This window comes from Arcicella sp. LKC2W, from assembly GCF_034931005.1.
Lineage (GTDB): Bacteria > Bacteroidota > Bacteroidia > Cytophagales > Spirosomataceae > Arcicella.
The window spans coordinates 1-18,464 of the sequence record NZ_JAYGIN010000035.1; the positions used below are offsets into that span (position 1 = coordinate 1).

13 protein-coding genes are annotated in these 18,464 nt (G+C 34.9%); 8 read left to right on the forward strand and 5 right to left on the reverse strand.

The genetic code is table 11. The annotated features are described in order from the left end of the window. The 4 genes from VB796_RS22060 to VB796_RS22075 form a co-directional block, all read left to right on the forward strand. A partial coding sequence (locus VB796_RS22060) for an efflux RND transporter permease subunit (RefSeq protein WP_323347660.1) occupies window positions 1-1,023 on the forward strand: 1,023 nt, incomplete at its 5' end. Further along, window positions 1,016-2,458 (forward strand): TolC family protein, encoded by a 1,443-nt coding sequence (locus VB796_RS22065; RefSeq protein WP_323348762.1) that lies wholly within the window; start codon window positions 1,016-1,018, stop codon window positions 2,456-2,458. The genes VB796_RS22060 and VB796_RS22065, both read left to right, overlap by 8 nt. A 63-nt stretch (window positions 2,459-2,521) precedes the next feature. Further along, on the forward strand, window positions 2,522-2,908 hold the full coding sequence (locus VB796_RS22070) for an FdtA/QdtA family cupin domain-containing protein (protein ID WP_323348763.1): 387 nt from the start codon (window positions 2,522-2,524) through the stop codon (window positions 2,906-2,908). Window positions 2,909-3,025: 117 nt separating this feature from the next. Continuing rightward, on the forward strand, window positions 3,026-3,373 hold the full coding sequence (locus tag VB796_RS22075) for a transposase (protein WP_323348764.1): 348 nt from the start codon (window positions 3,026-3,028) through the stop codon (window positions 3,371-3,373). A 437-nt stretch (window positions 3,374-3,810) separates the two neighbouring features. On the opposite strand, the gene VB796_RS22080 is transcribed toward VB796_RS22075, so the two are convergent. The 5 genes from VB796_RS22080 to VB796_RS22100 all read right to left on the reverse strand — a co-directional run bounded on the left by VB796_RS22080 (window position 3,811) and on the right by VB796_RS22100 (window position 9,226). After that, entirely contained in the window at window positions 3,811-4,335 is a 525-nt protein-coding gene (locus VB796_RS22080; protein WP_323348765.1) for a hypothetical protein, read from the reverse strand. Between the two features lie 28 nt (window positions 4,336-4,363). Beyond that, complete coding sequence (locus tag VB796_RS22085) at window positions 4,364-4,894, reverse strand: hypothetical protein (protein ID WP_323348766.1); 531 nt, start codon at window positions 4,892-4,894, stop codon at window positions 4,364-4,366. Between the two features lie 6 nt (window positions 4,895-4,900). After that, window positions 4,901-7,513 carry a hypothetical protein gene (locus VB796_RS22090; protein WP_323348767.1) on the reverse strand — a complete coding sequence of 871 codons (2,613 nt, stop codon included), beginning with the start codon at window positions 7,511-7,513 and terminating at the stop codon, window positions 4,901-4,903. A gap of 250 nt (window positions 7,514-7,763) precedes the next feature. Beyond that, window positions 7,764-8,546, reverse strand: coding sequence for a hypothetical protein (locus tag VB796_RS22095; protein ID WP_323348768.1), 783 nt, complete (start codon window positions 8,544-8,546; stop codon window positions 7,764-7,766). A 101-nt stretch (window positions 8,547-8,647) separates the two neighbouring features. After that, on the reverse strand, window positions 8,648-9,226 hold the full coding sequence (locus tag VB796_RS22100; RefSeq protein ID WP_323348769.1) for a hypothetical protein: 579 nt from the start codon (window positions 9,224-9,226) through the stop codon (window positions 8,648-8,650). 826 nt (window positions 9,227-10,052) lie between these two features. On the opposite strand from VB796_RS22100, the gene VB796_RS22105 reads away from it, so the two are divergent. The 4 genes from VB796_RS22105 to VB796_RS22120 all read left to right on the forward strand — a co-directional run bounded on the left by VB796_RS22105 (window position 10,053) and on the right by VB796_RS22120 (window position 17,481). Next, on the forward strand, window positions 10,053-10,196 hold the full coding sequence (locus tag VB796_RS22105; protein WP_323348770.1) for a hypothetical protein: 144 nt from the start codon (window positions 10,053-10,055) through the stop codon (window positions 10,194-10,196). 66 nt (window positions 10,197-10,262) lie between these two features. After that, on the forward strand, window positions 10,263-11,108 hold the full coding sequence (locus tag VB796_RS22110; RefSeq protein ID WP_323348771.1) for a collagen-like protein: 846 nt from the start codon (window positions 10,263-10,265) through the stop codon (window positions 11,106-11,108). A gap of 537 nt (window positions 11,109-11,645) precedes the next feature. Beyond that, entirely contained in the window at window positions 11,646-15,008 is a 3,363-nt protein-coding gene (locus VB796_RS22115) for a right-handed parallel beta-helix repeat-containing protein (RefSeq protein WP_323348772.1), read from the forward strand. A 1,291-nt stretch (window positions 15,009-16,299) separates the two neighbouring features. Further along, window positions 16,300-17,481 (forward strand): ATP-binding protein, encoded by a 1,182-nt coding sequence (locus VB796_RS22120; RefSeq protein WP_323348773.1) that lies wholly within the window; start codon window positions 16,300-16,302, stop codon window positions 17,479-17,481. The last annotated feature ends 983 nt before the right edge of the window (window positions 17,482-18,464 follow it).

An 18,464-nucleotide genomic window follows, 5' to 3' on the forward strand; every position in this document is an offset into this window, starting at 1 on the left:
CCCGAAATCAAAGAAGCATTTTCCAGTTTTAACCCCAATTTCCCACAATACATGATTCACGTTGACCAAGACATGGCAGCGAAAAAAGGGATTTCGGTAGATGCAGCGATGAGTAATTTGCAGTCCTTGATTGGTAGTTTTTACGCCACAAACTTCATTTTGTATGGTCAAATGTACAAAGTAATGATTCAGGCAGACCCCAAATACCGTGCTTTGCCCGAAGATATTATGAAGTTGCGAATCAAGAATAAAAACGGTGAAATGGTGCCTTACGCCATTTTTAGCAGAATTGAACGAGTGTATGGGCCCGAACAATTGACTCGCTATAATATGTACGTGTCTGCCATGCTCAACGGAGAAGCCGCCAAAGGATACAGTTCTGGAGATGCCATCCGAGCCATTGAAGAAGTCGCCAAAACAGAATTACCCCGTGGATACGCCTACGAATGGTCGGGCATGACTCGGGAAGAAGTCCTTTCTGGGAATCAAGTAATTGGCGTTTTTATCATCTGTTTAATATTCGTTTACCTTTTACTTTCAGCTCAATACGAAAGTTTCTTGTTGCCACTTCCCGTCATTTTATCCTTGCCCGTCGGGATTTTCGGCTCTTTGTTTTTCTTGTATTTATTCGGATTAGAAAACAACATTTATGCTCAAGTGGCCATGGTCATGTTGATTGGACTATTGGGTAAAAATGCCATTTTGATTGTAGAATTTGCCGTTTTGCAACAAAAACAAGGCAAAACATTACTCAAAGCCGCCGTAGGTGGAGCAGTAGCCCGTTTCCGACCCATTTTAATGACCTCATTTGCCTTTATTGCAGGTTTAGTACCGCTGATGTTTGCCTCGGGAGCAGGAGCCATTGGGAACAAAACTATCGGAACGGCAGCGGCAGGAGGGATGTTATTCGGGACAATATTTGGCGTAATTGTTATCCCAGGATTGTACGTGATTTTTGCAGGAATGGGCAAAGGAAAACGAAAGAAAAAAACTACTAAAACTATTGAAGAAGCGTATGTATAAATATAAAAGCATTTATTTCGTAGTCATAATAATGCTTTTGGGAGCGTGTAAAATCAAGCAAGAAATACCCCAAAATCGTCCATTATTGGCTATGCCCCAAAAGTTTATTGCCAAGCAAGACTCATCAGCGATAGACTTACCAACGATAAAATCCTTCTTTTCGGATTCAACCTTAGTGGCTCTGATTGATACCGCTTTTACCAATAATTTTGACCTGCAAATGACCTTGCAAAAAATTGAGATTGCTCGGGCAGGCGTTCGATTTACGCAAGGTTTAGGCAAGCCAGATTTAGCCGCTAACGTTACGATTGGACAGCGGAAATTTGGGAATTATACCGTTGATGGTGTAGGAAATTATGACACCCAGTTTTCAACCAATATTAACGAAAAGCAACAAATTCCAGACCCCATAATTCCCGATTATTATTTAGGCGTTCAATCATCTTGGGAGATAGACATTTGGGGTAAACTCAAAAGTCAGAAAGCATCGGCGGCGGCAAAGTTATTAGCCAGCCAATCGGGTAAGAATTTAGTAGTCAGCGAATTGGTGGCTCTGATTGCCTCGGCGTATTATGAATTATTAATCTTAGACAATGAGTTAGATTTCCTCGAAGAAAACATCATTTTACAGGAAAGAGCCGTTGAAATTACTCGTGTTTTGAAACAAGCAGGGCAAGCCAATCAATTAGGCGTTGACTTATTAAATGCCCAATTATTGAGTTCAAAAGCCCTTAAAATAGAGGTAAAACAGGAAATTGTAGAAGCCGAAAGCAAATTGAATTTCTTAGTAGGACGCTATCCGCAAGCCATTATTCGGCAGAAAGTCGCATGGGCCAAAGTAATTCCTCCGAAATTAACGGTAGGCATTCCTTCTCGTTTGCTCGAAAACCGCCCCGACATCAAACAGGCAGAATACGAACTTTTAGCCACCAATGCCAATTTATTCACGGCAAAAGCAGCGTTTTACCCATCATTAAATCTCACAGGTGGGCTTGGTTTGCAGTCATTTAAAGCACTTTTGTGGTTAAATCCTGCCTCATTGGCGATGAATACCTTTGGTGGCTTAACGGCACCTTTAGCCAACAGAAGACAAATAATTGCGGATTTGATGGCATCAAAATCCGACCAAAAAATGGCTTATCTCAACTACCAAAAAACGGTCGTTAACAGTTTTACAGAGGTTTATAACCAATTGAATTTAATACAAAACACCAACGAAATGTACGATTTGAAAGTACAAGAAGTGGATGTATTAAGACTATCCATCAACAACTCGGCGGAGCTATTTCGGTCGGGAAGGGCAACATATTTAGAGGTAATCACCGCCCAAAAGAATGCCTTACAATCTCAGATAGAATTAATTAATCTCAAAAAACGTCAGTACAATGCAGTGATAGGATTGTACAAATCTTTGGGGGGAGGATGGAATAAATAATTTAATTAAGGATTAGTCTTATAAAGGTGGAAATACAGAAGATTATTTAACAGAATATTAATAATGGCAACTTTATTTACATTGAATACAATTCAATCTGGTATAGGGGATTTGACAATGATTGAGAACATCTTACCAGATGAAGTTAAGCGAGTTTTTTATATTAGAGGTAGTGAAGGACATCAGAGAGGTGGACATCGTCATCACGCTACTTGGCAAGCATTAATTTCAATTGCTGGGACTTGTAGAGTATATGTTGACAATAATAAGACCCAAGAATATTATTTGTTGGACTCTTGCGATAAGTGTTTATTGTTGGAGCCTGAGGATTGGCACGTAATGGATATGTTTGAGGACACTTCAATATTATTAGTTTTAGCAAATACGAAATATGATATAAATGATTACATATTCACTCCTTATGTGAAAACTGACGAGTCTAAAGTATAACAAAATAAATATACCAGAGTAACTCAAATCAATTGTTAAAATAAAGGTAGAAAAGTATTCGAATACATTGTTAATTCATTTAAAAGTCATTTTAAAAAGTATAAATATTTAGATTCAATGGAGACACTACCTATCTATATTTCAGAATTAGACTTTGAAACATTTATTCTTCCAAAGCTCACACATAAAACTTCCAATAGTCGTCAAAAAGTGAGTAATCTATTTATTTTTAATACGATTATTCATGTATTAAAAAATAACTGTGCTTGGAGAACATTACAACTTGATAAGGAATCAGGAACTTGGAATAATATCTATTACCATTATTCTAAATGGGCAAAAGATGGTAGTTTTAGGAAAGTCTTGGATGCTTTAAATGACTATGACTGTTCAATTAGAGCTAACTTAGAATGTTTGGAGCCACATTCAAAAAAGGGAAGAAAATGGAGTCATAAACTTATTTGATAAAAGTAATACTCAAAAGTAAGGTGGAAATGCAATACGAATCCTTAGTTATTAGAGGTTCGTTGCTTTTTAAAGTTCTCTTTTTGGTCTTGATTTGTCAGCGTTGTTAATTAATTCAATTGTCTTTTTAATTTGCAAGTCAATATTTTTTATTTTGTTCATTTGATGAATTACGTTTCGTTTTTACCAAGTATCAATTTTTCAAACTTTTCTTTAAGGTTTTTGTCTTGTTCAATAATGCTTTCCAATACTTCTGCTCTAAATCAACGATTATTGTTCCATGCTTCATACGTTTTGAATGCACAGTCACTCCTATAATTTTGGGAGTTGCAATGGCTAAATTGGACATTTGATGATTAATCTAAGAATTATAGAGGCACTTATTCTCATAAATGGGGCTACATTTCCTCCTAATTCAAGACCCTAACTGCAATTTGTTAATCAATCAAAGTGTACACAATCGTTGTAGTGTAATTATTGACGGGCACTAATACAGAAATGCCTCTAATTTCATATTGAATGGTAATATTTGAACGTGGTGTTGTCCCAAAATTAATCCCTTCAAAAAAATATAAATTGGTAGTCGTTATTTGTTGAAAAGTAACATTTCCACCTGTTATACTACTTCTAACTAATAAAAAACTTCCCCCACCAGTACCATCTCCTATACGTTTTGCCCAAATTTGTATGCCAGCACCATCCCAGTTTGTACCACTATCTATACGTTTGATATTGACTGAATAACTATTACCCAATAGACCAATGAAAGCATCTGGTACAGAGACACTTATATTTGTTTGACTGGTAGAACTTTGAGCAGTACTTGAGGTATAGTCATTTCCAGCCTCCATAATTGAAGTCACAAGTGGTGTCCAAGTCCCGCCTGAGACTGTTATACTTTGTCCTATCCCTTCAAGACTAACGAATAATAAAATAACCAATATTTGTAAGTTTCTTTTCATTAAATTTTGGCAATTGTATTGTGCTGTTTTAATTATCAACTAATGTATAAAGCACTGAAAATGGGGATGTTCCACTATTTATAACACTATAAGTTTGAATATCTAAAGCATAAGTTAAATTAAACCCCGAACCAGAACCTGTGTTTGTGTAAGCACCTCCAATGCTATTGATGATTGTTTGTGCAATAGTTGTCAAATAAGTTACCGTAACAGGTGTCCCTCTCGCACCTGCACCGCCCACAGGATTAGCAACGCTTAATTTTAATCTTATTCCATTGGGTAATGTCCCTCCTGAAATTTGAGCAGTCACTCGGCGAGTTAGTCCAGTTGTAACGGCAGAAGTAATGTTTATCCATTTGGTAGAATTAGTTGAACTGCTCCCTAATACTGCTCCTGCTTCAGTAGGTGCAGTAAAGTTTAAAGAGACTGTACCAGATGGTTCGATATCTAAAAGTGCCACTGAAGACAAATTTATAGTAGCCGACGCATTACCTGTTGTCTGACCAACCATTGGGAGGGAAATTCCAAACCAGACCAAAACCAGAAAATAAATTTTCATTCTCATTTAGTTACTTACGTGAAAGTTTTTATCAGAAAAATGAATTTTTCTTTCTTTTGAATTGACATTAAAAATAATATTTGTGTTTTCCCTTTCTTTAATTTCAAGGCTCTGAATGGACTTATTTATCGTATAAGAGTTTGAATTTCCATAAATTATAGCTTGAATTTGCCATAAACCAGGTTTCATTTCTTGAAAAGCAAACATTCCTTTATCATTTACTTTGGTCGTAAAATATTCATGGTCGTTAAATAACTTTACGTAAATAACTGGTGGTGGTGTTTTGCCGTGATTATTGTTTACCTCAGCAGAATATCCAATTTTACCTTTTACACTACCAGCTTTTACAATGGGAATAAAGACATTTTTAGTATTTTGGGCTTCAACTTCTACCTCAAGTGGGGTTTTTACAGACGAAATTGTCCCTTTTTCTAAGGTAGTTTTATCCACCATAATTAAATATTTATTGGGTAATAATTCATTGAAATAAAATGCTCCATTGGCATCTGTTAAGAATTTTTTATCCCCCAAACTCAATAATATGCCTGATTTGTTCAAATTATTATCACTTGTAATTTTACCAGCTATTGCACCCACTTTTTTATTTTTTGAAAGTGGCATATTCAACTTTAAAGAATATTTTACCATTATATATAAAGTGTTTTCGTTCACAAGGGTATAATTTGGAATATAGGCATGACCTGCCACTAAACTAAATTTATGATGTTTAAGATTCAATTCGGTGGTCAAATCCAAGAAATTTCGTCTTTGAACCAATTCATCAGGAGCGTAATTATTCCGATAAGCAAAGGTGAAATTGAACTTATCATTTACGGACACTCTACTATTAATTCCGTAAAAATAATAATTGGTAGTTTGATTATTGACAGAAAATTTCGCAGTATTTTGATATTCAAAAAATGAGCCTAACCAAAAATTATTGTATATTCTAAAATTGGGTTGAATCATAGCCCTTATACTTCTGGTCGAAGTTGCATCAATACTTGTCAACTCATTTTTTGCCCAACCGTACCTATTTTCATACCAAAGTTGAACCTTTTCGGAATTCATCAAAAAAGCTAATCTGCCATATTTTTCGTGATAGTTGAATTGCTTTACAATGCTTTTATCTTCATTTGATTCAATATTATAACCCAACATTAGCCTTTTATTGGGTGTAAAATCATAATTTAAAACGATATTATTGTTGGAATAATACGGCGAAGTATTTTGAATATAGCTATCAAAATTGGGATTAACCCTCGTGAAATTACTTTGAAGATTAAGGCTTAGTTTTTTTGAAAGGTAATAATTCATTGAATTGACTACTTGCCAACTGTTTCGATAAAACCCTTGAAAACCTTTGCCTGCATAAATCAAATCGTTCTGGAATTGAAAATTTTTATAATGAAAATACAGTTTATTGAAAAACCCAAAATCAGTTTTATTATGAACACGGTTTACGGCAATTTCGGTATTGAGATGAAGTTTTTCTAACGTATATTTTCCTGATAACCCTAAGAAAGAGGCGTTAAGCCACTGTTCATTGATATTGAGCTTTTTGGAAAGAAAATTTAAAGATAAAATTGAATGATTATTGGCGGTTAAGTAAACCTTTGCCCCGTATGTTTCTCGCTGATTTGGATAAAATCGAGGATTTAAGTAAAATGTATTGATGCCTATTTTTTTAAATTTATAGTCAATATTCACACCCCTTCCGAATCGTCCAAACTCCATCAAATTATTATAAGAAAGCATATAATCTCCGATAGAAATCGAAAGTTTATTTTTAAAGGTATAGTTTAACGAATACTGGTCGTAACTCCCAATGGTTGGTAAACCTATTTGATTAGGCCCATTGACCGTAAAATCTAATTGGTGTTTACGTTCAAAATCAAGAAAGCCATTCCCGTGTGCATGAAATTGAAAGCCTGAATTATTAGCTCGTGATGTATTATAAATACTGTATTGTCCGCCTATTTCTAAAGGAAAGCGTAAGTAGAGGTCATTTTTTTTGTTTTTAGTGGCATAAACTGGAACACTCGAATAGTTGGCAATTGGATTGATAGAGTCTTTGAGCAGGACAAATAAATCATTGGAAAGTATCCAATAGTTATCTTCCGTCTGTGGGACTTTCTTACTAACTCGCACTTGAATATTTTTGCTTGGCTCGATGACAAAAGAATTATCTTTTGAAGAAATTTTCCCATTGGAGGTGGAAATTTTTACTTTTTCCAAAACATTACCGACATTTTGAATAAGATAATCAAGATGTAAACTATCGCCTTCTTTAACGTATTCTGGATTTGATAATGGATAAATGTCAATTTTTCTGACACTGGTAATTTCTACGGGAATACTCTTTAATAATTGAATACCCTTAGAAGTTATTATATTGATTTTGATAGGGTATAACCCCGATTTGGAGGTTAAAGGAGAAGTAATGGTGGTGTGAAATTTATTTTTTGCGATTTTATTTGTCAAAATTACCTGCCATTTTTCTGGTAATTCTATCAAAATGTCTTGTTGAGTTAATTCCTCATTAATACCTCTTACTTCAAAAAACATAGTAAAATGCCCACCTGGAGCAACTTTTTGAAGTGAGTTTAATAGATTCAAGGTAACATTATTCTGACTGTATAAACTATTCGAAAAAGAAAAGATTAAAGTTATGATGAGCCACTGTGGTATATATTTTACTAAAATTGAGGACATTCAATTGGTATTTATAAATAGATAATTTTACGCTTTCAAACATTCTGCCAAAATGGGTCATTTTACAAAAAATCTATTTTACTACTGAATATAATTTACTTGAAATGACTTTAATTATCAGCCAATAGTTGTTTGAGGTAAATTCATCAAAAAATTAATGGATATCCAACGACAAATTTGAACCAAATAAATCTTTACCATTATCAGCCATAATTATTCCTGTGTATTTTCCGATGGGTAAGTCAAGTAATTTTACTTCAAAAACAGCACATTTATCGGGATAAATTTTCTTTTGAATTGTTTCGAAGTTTTTTATTTGTTTGCCATTATTATCAAATATTTCGATGTTGATTTTAGTTTTAGACAAAAATATATCGCTGTTTTTTAGCTTTATATTTAGTACCTGTACACTGTCAACTACAGTGAGTTTTGTATCCTCAAATGTTAATTTTGGACTTTCTGGAATACCTACATTGGTAATTACTTGAACGGCATATCTAACTTTCGAATCAATTTTGATTCCATTGTTAATTTCTTCTTTGACGGGCTTCGAGCCTTCAATCATAATGACTGACCAATACGAACCTTTTACGTTTTCTGGGACATTAATGGTGTACCAAATATCATAAATCTCGTTTTCTTGTAGTGTCTTTTCTTCGATATTCAATTTTGTCCAACCTCCCGACGAGCGTTCGTGACTATTAATATTTTTATAGTCAGATTGTTTATCACATGACAGAATTAAATCTTCGCTGTAAATCAAAATTTTGCTTTCGGTTGTTCCATTATTCTGTACACGAATTTTACCTGTAATCACGCTTCCAGTATTTGTTTCATGAATATGGCTTAATCCATTGAGAATTACGATACCCGCAAGTGTTTTTAATTGAAAAAACACACACAAAATGAATAGTGAAATATTAAACTTGAACTTCATAATGAATTCTTGATTGAGGAAGCAAATTATTTTAGACTAAAATCTTCTTGTTTTCCAACACCACCCTAACATTATTATTAAAGTGGCGTTGGAAAATACTATTAATTAGCAGACAAAGTATAAGTTACTGTCACTGTGGTTGTTCCACTCGCAAGATTGCTATAAGTTGCGGCTGATGTTAAACCAAACTCATAAGTAAGCTGATGCCCTTTGCTGGTTCCAGTATCAGTCCAACAACTACCAACGCCAGTTATTAAATCTTGGTCAGCAGTAGTTAATATTACCCCTGCTGCAACAGGTACACCTTTCGTGCCAGCTCCAGCTCCAGCATCAGTTGCTGCCGTAACTTTAATGTCAATACCAGGGATAGTCGCACTTGTTTTCACAGAAACCTTGCGAGTAGCATCAGCACCCGTAGGTTCAACGATTGAGGAATAATTCAACCAAAGACTGGTATTATTTGCAGGTACAGTAATTGGATTTCCAGCTTCGGTAGGTGCTATAAAAGATGCAGCAATATTTTTACTACTTGATAACTCCAAATCTAAAATAGCTACTTCTGGAATGGTGATGGCTACTGTATGGTTGTCATTTTTTGTGTCTTGTGCAAGACCTGAATAAGTACTTAATCCGATTAATGACATCACTACCAATGTCATTTTCTTAATTGTTTTGTTCATTTGACTATAAAATTATTTTGTTTTAAATCTTTGAAGAATTATTTACTTAGACCTATTATTTCAAGAAAGTCACTGATATTTTTAGCTATCTGAATCGTTAAAAATTTGTTGAATCAGCTAATGCCAAAGGATTACTTTTTCAATGTGACCACTATTATTTTAGGGTAATAAAAATCTCCAAATTAAGTCAGGATAGTATTAAGTTGAATAAATTATCCCTAAGATCGTGAACTTATTTTTACAGCAAAAATTGTGCTAACTATTTGTTACAAAACATATACATTAGAATTTTGAGATGAAACTGAAATTATTTTTTCAAATTAAAATTCAAAGAGTTTCCAGACAATTGTCTGGAAATAGCTGGATTATTGGTGAAAATTATAGAAATGAGAGAGCTTCAACACGACTTTTTATTTTTTGAATCACCTCAAATAACTTTTCAATGTGTTAGAAGAGGGTCGAAACAAAACACTTATTTCAGCCTCTTTACAATAGAATGAAGAGTTTAAACATGATGGAAGAATACTATAATGTTCAACAAAATAGATACAATTTATCATTTCAACCACACTCCATTATTAACTACGTTGTTTATTCAAAAAGCATTTTTTTAATCATGAATGCAAAATTTAGTTATAAATTCAATCCGTATGCCTCAAAATATCGTACATATTTTGGGATACTCAATGCGTTTAAAATTTGCCCTTACAATAGCTCAAATGTGCATTTTTTAGATGAAAAATTTAAAAAACAGGGGTTGTCCCTTGATAAGTAACCAGTCATTAATCTATAATTTTAACGTTTATTATATCACTAACATATCATCATGAATAAATTATTCTTCAGTTTAATCTGCTACTTATTTATTTCAACTTATGGTTTTTCTCAAAGCGTAGAAACTAATAATGTAGGAATAAACACCACTACGCCCCACGCTTCGGCGGCATTGGATGTGGTTTCAACAACGTAAGGAATGCTTGTTCCTCGTATGACTGCCTCGCAAAGAGGTTTGATAAGTTCCCCCGCAACATGACTTTTGGTTTATCAATCGGATGCAACGGCAGGTTTTTACTTTTATAACGGAACATATTGGACGCAATTGGGAGCAACTGGCCCACAGGGAGTAACAGGTCCTCAAGGGCCAATTGGCTTAACGGGTGCAACAGGAGCAACGGGTCCTCAAGGGCAAACAGGTGTTCCTGGTGCAACGGGTGCCAATGGTACAAACGGTCAAGGTGTACCAACGGGTGGGACGGCAGGTCAAGTTTTAGCTAAAATTGATGGCACTAACTTTAATACGCAATGGGTAACGCCATCAAGCGGCACAAGTTTACCAGCACAAACAGGCAATGCTGGCAGAGTTTTAACCACAGACGGTACTAATTTAAGTTGGGCAGGTACAACAGGTGCAACTTTAGCCTTGCAAGCCACCAAAACGAGTGGTTCACAAATTTTACCATTGTCTAATAGCACTAATACTGGCGATTTGGTTACTTATAATAATGCAACTACCACTGTTCCAGCAATAGGTACTTATGATAACAATGGTGTTTTTACTGTAGTGCAATCAGGACTGTATTTTGTGCAGGCAGTTACCCGTTGTGTAGATAATTCTCCGGTAACATCGACCACTAATCAGAACTTATTTGTATCTATAGACAATGGTGATAATTCAGCAGTCAATTCGTTCCATACTATTTTTGTATCAGCCAACAATGTAAACTATCCTGCCGGAGTAAAAGGAAAAGGATATACATCAGGAATGTATTTTCTTACCGCAGGTCAAACCATAAGAATTAAAGGATTGACCTCAAATAGTTCTACAGCAGGTACAGCATTAAAAACAGATGGTAGTTGCCAGTTGATGATTGTAAAGTTGTAGTTTAGTAGTACTACCATTCCTACAAACAAGTAAAAAGTTTACATAAAAAAATCCCGCCTTTGTTGGTGTTTTTTACTGAGACGCATAGTCCAACAATTGGAAGAACAGTTTCCCGACTTTGTTGGTGTTTTCACCATAGCCGTCAGGTTAAGAGTTTGCTTCGGAGAAGTATAATCTTTTAGTGGCTGATTATCAGTGAGTTACAAGGCTTCGGGGAAGCCTAATATTAATTTTAAGGTTGGGCTTCTCCGAAGCCTAAACATCTGATAATCAATATTTCCTACAAAGGTTAAACATCTCCGATGTTATTAACCTAACGGCTATGGTGTTTTCACCAACAATTGGAAGAACAGTTTATGTCTGATTCCCCTGTTGTTGTCAGTGTCTCCACTAACAAATGGACTCCGATTATCAGTGGAGACACTGACAACAACGGAAGGTAAAATTATTTTGAAAATTCATACAAGGATGATGCGAAGTGTTGCTTTTAGAAGGCATTAAACTTTATCAATACAATTAATGATAAATGAACACACAATGAAAATATATACAATACTTACTTTCCTAATCGTTTGTTTTTTCCATCAGAGCATACAAGCACAAGGTCAAACGCAAGGGACTTTTTATGTTAATGCAGGTGGCTTGTTTACAACTAAAGGAAGTTCCATTATTACGCTCAATAATACCAAATTTACCAATAATGGTACTTTTACAGGTACATTAGGCACGGTTCAAATAATGGGGAGTAATACCAATACTACCATAGAAGGAACAGGAACGACCAATTTCAATAATTTGACTATCAATAAAAGCAGTAATAATGCCCAACTGAATCAGAATGTGGCAGTTACGGGAAACCTTACGCTTACTTCGGGAGGTGTAATGCTGAATAGCGGTAACATAAATTTTGGAAGTACGGGAAGTCTGCAAAACGAAACAGAAACTAATCGTGTTTTTGGTACGGGCGGATATTTACAAACTACGGTCAATCTGAATGCACCAAACGCTACTAATCCTGCCAATTTGGGAGCAATTATTACTTCAACCGCCAATTTGGGAAGTACCATTATCAAAAGAGCTCATTCATCCTTCATACTCAATGGGAATGGAATTAATCGCAGTTTTGATATTACGCCTACCAATAATATAGATTTAAATGCAACCTTAAAATTCAACTATTTAGATGCTGAATTAAATGGAAATTCCGAGGACAATTTAGCCCTTTGGAAAAGTATAAATGCAGGTACAAATTGGACAGCCTTGGTATCGACCAGTGATGCTACCAGTAATTTTGTTCAAAGTACAGGAATCCCTTCGTTTGCTTTGTTTTCAGTCGGGGCAAATGCGGTTGTCATTACACCCAATCCTCCAACGAATGTTACTGCCAATTTAACTTCAATTTGCAACGGCTCAAGTGTTTCATTATCAGGAGTTTGCAATTCGGGAGTATTGACTTGGTACGATGTAAGTTCTGGAGGTACTGCCATCGGAACAAACACACCACTTTTACAGTCACCAACTGCTAACATCACTTATTTTGCCACTTGTAAAGATGGAGAAAATGAAAGTGAGAGAGTAAGTACAGGTTTAATTACCGTGAATGCTTTACCAACGGCAACTGCAAGCAGTAATTCACCCATTTGTGCAGGGACAAGTTTAAATTTATCATCAGATGGTGGTGTTTCATACGCTTGGACTGGGGCGAATTCTTTTAGTTCAACTTTACAAAATCCAAGTATTTCATCAGCTACGACTTTAGCGAGTGGAACGTATCAAGTAACCGTAACAAATTCAAACGGTTGTACTGCAACGGCAACGACTTCTGTAATTGTGAATCCAACGCCTGTAACTCCAACCACACAAGCAGACGCTCAAATTATCTTTGGCGGTGGAGTTTCTTTGACGGCAACAGGTTGCGAAGGAATAATAAAATGGTATCAAAAATCGGATAATATTTTGGTTTCTATGCCTGTTTCACCAACGGCAACCACTCAATATTATGCTAAGTGCGAAATTACCTCAAATGGCATTACTTGTACCAGTGAAAAAAGTAATGATGTTACCATAACGGTTTTAAAACCAACGCCACCTATTGCCACAGGAGCAACTATTTGTGTTGGTACAGGAGTAAATCTAATTGCCACAGGTTGTTCTGGTGAAGTGGGCGTTTTTACGTTGAAATGGTATCAAAAAGCTGATAGTAGCTTGGTTTCAATGCCTGTTTCTCCAACTGTTTCGACGGATTATTTTGCTAAATGTGAACAAACTTTCAATGGCGTTACGGCAATCAGTGCTAAATCCAATTTTGTCACTTTAGCCGTGTTAAATCCTTCTATTTCATCTGTAACAGGGGCAACTATTTACAAAGGAAATTCGATAAGTTTAGGGGCAACAGGTTGTATAGGAGAAGGATTTACAGTAAAATGGTATGAAACTACTACCAATAATTTGGTAATGATGCCAGTATCGCCAAGCATCACGACGAAATATTATGCAAAATGTGAACAGATGGTGAATAATATTACCTGTATTTCTAACAAGAGTGATGATGTAGCAATTACGGTAGTGAATCGCATATTTGTAGATATTACAAAAGCTTCATTGCCCTCACAAAATGGAACAACGTGGGCAATGGCTTATGGCGACCTTCAACAAGGGTTAGCACAAGCCACTCAAGGTATTCAAAATGAATTGACCGAAGTATGGGTGGCAAAAGGGACTTATAAACCCACCACAACTACAACCCGAAACCTCTCATTTTTCATACCTTCAGAAGTAAAGATTTACGGTGGGTTTTCGGGAATGGAAAATGAACTGAATGCTCGTAATTTCAGAACAAATCTTACTGTTTTGAGTGGAGAAATTGGGAATCAACAAGCTCAAAATGACAATAGTTATCATGTTGTAGTTTTTGATGGAAGCAATGCAAATACCTTATTTGATGGTTTTACAATTACGGGTGGTTTTGCCAATTTTTACACAGAAAAGTCGGGTTCAAGTTCTTTAATTAGCTCATCTCTCACTACAACTATTGAACGAGGTGGTGGAATTATCTTAAAAAGTGGAGCAAATCCATTGATTATCAACTGTACTTTCACGAATAATGCTGCCACAACTGGAGGAGCAATTTATGCCAATGAATCAACTCCCAAAATTATCAATTGTAAATTTATGGGTAACCAGGGTACTTTTGGCTCGGCTATTTATTTAGAGAGTAATAGTAAGGCTGAAATTGAGAATTCATTATTTTCTGGCAACCGAGGAATAGGTACTTTGTACAATAATTATTCAAATCCTATATTGAGTAATTGTACTTTTGGAGGAAATGGCGGGTATAACGGTGGTATTTTCAATTCGAATAGTCAACCAACGGTCACTAATTCAATTCTCTGGGGTAATACAACACCGTTGAACGACACCCAGTCAATTATTAGTTATAGTATTGTTCAAGGTGGATATGCAGGTGTTGGAAACTTAAATTACGACCCACAGTTTGTATCACCTACACCAGAAGGGCTTTCTCCAAATCTTGCGGGGGATTATCACTTAAAACCAAGTTCATTGGCAATTGATAGAGGAATTAACGGTAGTATTTCGCTGACAGATTTGGATTTAGACGGTAATTTGAGACGATTCAATGGAGGAAGAGTTGACATGGGGGCGTTTGAATTTCAAGGAAACAGTGTATCAAGTGTTGTGATAAGTGTTTCATCCGGAAATTGGGAAATCAATTCAACTTGGGACATAGGAAGAGTTCCTGAAATTGGAGACTTAGTGATTATTGACCATAACCATACGGTAAATTTGAATGGTGATGGTGCAGCTAAAAATATCGAATACCGAGGTACAGGAACGTTAAAGTTTAATTCAACCAACAGTAAATTGAACTTAGGATTTTGAGTAAAGTTTAATATAAGGGAATATTAGCTAAATGATTCTGGTTTAAAAGTACCTTGAAGTCTTTTTTGATTTATCATGTTGTTAATGGATTAAGATGATAGAGGTCGTAATTCAAGCAGACAATTTTTATAAAACTCATGGGTTATCATCGAGTTAACAATTTGATTATAAGGGATTTAGAACTCACTGGCACTTAATCAGTGAGTTCTAAATTTGAGTGTGGCTGAGTGCGAAACTTATGATTTAAGATAAATACCTTACGGAACTACAAATAGTTTATACTTCTGATACCTTATTGTCAGACTTGTCTCTAAAATAAGTAAGGACTAAACAGCGACCATTTTGACACTTTCTCAAAAAATCATACACAACAATCTATAAGTTTGAAAAGACAATCAATCACAGAAAATATAATTTCCTGATTAACTAAACTTTAGTTGAATTGGTTAACTGTGGTTTTGCTGATTATAATTTGGTTCAGCTATTCCGTTAATTTTAAACGGAATTATGTACTTAAAAATGCAAATGCAAATTTGACCCAAATTAACCGCTGACGGGGTGAAAAACCGCCGTCAGGGTTACGGAAGAAGACCCTGACGGCGGTTTTTCACCCCGTCAGCGGTTTTGCATTAATAAGTATATAGTTTCGATTTTAAATTTATTCCCAACTCCTTTAGCCTTATTTCAAAACCTCTAATTTCCGATTCAAGCGTTCCATAAAAATCAGAGGTTTTATAAAATCTAACTTGAACAAAATCTAAAACTTAGAATCGCACATAAATCGTGTTTCATGATTTTATATTATTGTTACTTTAATCAAATTATATTTTAATCGATTTGTTTCGAGTATTGTAGAATATTGCCAGAAAAGATATTGAAGTATTTCTTCTTTCTTCATAATCATGGGTACGAAGTCCCTAACAGTTATAAAACCATCCAACATTTTACCTTTTCATCTGTACAAATCACTAAGTCAAACCCAATCCGTAAGGGAGATACGTATATACAGCTAAGTTCAGACAATATTACCCTAATTGTTTCCTTCTACATCGACAAAGCAGCCTAAGGTTTTATCATGGGTTTATTTCGGAGTCAAACCATGAGTCTTTATAATCGAGAGGTGCAAACTGATTTTATTGTAGAAAGGGTATAAACTTCAGAAAACCCATTCGATATACACCCCCGATTGCAAAATGTAATTCGTGTGTTATTTTGAGTTTTGTTGGGTTGGTGAAGAATAAATACAATTATTCAAGTATATTTGAATTAAAATTTAACATTTACTTGAATAATGATAAAAAGAGCCTTGATTTCTGAAATTCCAAGACTATTATCTTATTTTCCTGCATTGGGTTTAGTTGGTCCAAGGCAAGTTGGGAAAACTACTTTGGTAAAGTCTCTTTCTGAGCAATTCACGAAGTCCATTTTGTATTTGGATTTGGAAAATCTGAACGATTATACCCTTTTGGAAAATGACCCACAGTGGTTTTTGGAACAACATGCTGATAAAATTGTGGTAATTGATGAAGTACAAAGGATGTTATCGTTATTTCCATTGTTGAGGTCATTGATTGACCAAAATCCAGAAGGTGGAAGATTCATTTTATTAGGTTCAGCTTCACCTGCTTTGCTTGCTCAAAGTTCGGAGACGTTGGCAGGGCGAATTGTTTATCGAGAACTCACCCCAATTAGAAGAGACGAAGCTCAAGTTGCACAAATTGACTTTGAATCCCATTGGTTTCGAGGTGGATTTCCCAAAGCATTATTAGCCCCAGACGAAACACTATGGTACGACTGGCAAGAGGCTTTTATGAAAACGTATGTTGAAAGTGATTTGCGATTATTAGGATTAAAAGCTTCTCCTATTGTTTTACAAAAATTATTGAGAATGCTCACCACAGTACAAGGTTCAACCTTGAATTATGCTAATTTGGGTAATTCAATGGGAATATCTGGCAATACGCTGCAAGGGTATATTGATTATTTGGAACATTCTTTTGTGATAAGAAGACTTGCTCCATATTTTGTTAATGTGGGAAAAAGGTTAGTAAAAAGTCCAAAACTCTATTTTAGAGATTCGGGAATGTTACATTATTTGGTTAATCTAACCGATTATGATTCGTTAATTTCAAATGTCATAGCAGGGCATTCGTGGGAGGGATACGTGATAGAGCAAATTATTGGACGTTTATCGGGGAATATCCAACCATACTATTACCGTACTCAAAATGGGGCGGAAATAGATTTATGTCTTTTAAGAGGAAATGAAATGATTGCTTCTTTTGAAATTAAATTATCCAATAACCCATCATCAAGTAAAGGAAATACGGAGGCTATTCAAGATTTGGGGACAGAGCATAATTTTATTGTAACGCCTTCGTCCAAAAGTTATCGAGCCAATGCACATTGGCAAGTATGTAGTTTAGATGATTTGTGGGAATATTTAAAACCTTTGAAACTTTTAAAAGAATGAAAAAATCTGTTCTATATGGTTCAGTTTAGTTTTATCAAAGTATAGTCTCGGATGAAAGTAACGTTTTTTTCATGTCTCAAAACAACTCTACAAAAATAAATAGTCTCATTTCTGCCGAATTTTTTAGGTATTCTGCTTACTTATTTTATAAAATTGATTGAAAATGTAGGGTATTGAAATAATATAGATAAATAATTATATTATTCTAATATTACTTTTGTCTAACAGGTTGAACGCATTTAAAAATGCGAGTTATTTATAAAATTAAGAACTTTGTTGGATGAACTGGCAAACCTTCTTTCAAGACGTACCCGATTTTCGTATAAATCGACGTAAATCGGGTCGCCGAATTGAGCAAATTTATTAGACATTTTAGTAATATCAGTCTGTGCCTTCGTATGCAGAGCAGATGATTTTGAAGATATTGCCCTATATGGAATTCAAAAAGAGCCTTTTTTTAGAACATTTTCGGAATTATCAACTATTTGTCGCAGACAAATTTAGACCACAGATTGAACAGATTTACGACACTGTTTAATCTGTTATAGTTTATGACAGTTATCTGAACCTGTTTTCGATTTTCATTTGGAGCTGATACATTTCTAAAACTAAGTATTTTTTCTCTAAATGTCCAATTTCTCCAAAGGACTTTTTATCTGCTCAAATCCTTTGGTAATGATACGAGTATAAGATGTCTTAATTTATGTACGCTCACATCTTTGTTAATGCCTGCCTTTTGTAATAATTAATTACTTAGCGGGTATTATTTTGTTCCGTTACTTCTTTTCATTTGAAGTTATTGGCATAATTGTAATATTAAGATTTTTAAACATTTGATGCGTAGATATGATGATTTGTGCTACTGTTTATTTTTAATATCTATTTACTTTACATAAGTAAAAACAATGACAAATTACGATTATCAAGTTTGTGATAATCGTAATTTGTAATACTTAATTCGTCACTGAACTTACTTGTCGGAT

Coding starts and splice junctions, on each gene's coding strand:
- VB796_RS22065 (WP_323348762.1), top strand. CDS start 1,016: ATGTATAAATATAAAAGCATTTATTTCGTAGTCATAATAATGCTTTTG.
- VB796_RS22070 (WP_323348763.1), top strand. CDS start 2,522: ATGGCAACTTTATTTACATTGAATACAATTCAATCTGGTATAGGGGAT.
- VB796_RS22075 (WP_323348764.1), top strand. CDS start 3,026: ATGGAGACACTACCTATCTATATTTCAGAATTAGACTTTGAAACATTT.
- VB796_RS22080 (WP_323348765.1), bottom strand. CDS start 4,335: ATGAAAAGAAACTTACAAATATTGGTTATTTTATTATTCGTTAGTCTT.
- VB796_RS22085 (WP_323348766.1), bottom strand. CDS start 4,894: ATGAAAATTTATTTTCTGGTTTTGGTCTGGTTTGGAATTTCCCTCCCA.
- VB796_RS22095 (WP_323348768.1), bottom strand. CDS start 8,546: ATGAAGTTCAAGTTTAATATTTCACTATTCATTTTGTGTGTGTTTTTT.
- VB796_RS22100 (WP_323348769.1), bottom strand. CDS start 9,226: ATGAACAAAACAATTAAGAAAATGACATTGGTAGTGATGTCATTAATC.
- VB796_RS22105 (WP_323348770.1), top strand. CDS start 10,053: ATGAATAAATTATTCTTCAGTTTAATCTGCTACTTATTTATTTCAACT.
- VB796_RS22115 (WP_323348772.1), top strand. CDS start 11,646: ATGAAAATATATACAATACTTACTTTCCTAATCGTTTGTTTTTTCCAT.
- VB796_RS22120 (WP_323348773.1), top strand. CDS start 16,300: ATGATAAAAAGAGCCTTGATTTCTGAAATTCCAAGACTATTATCTTAT.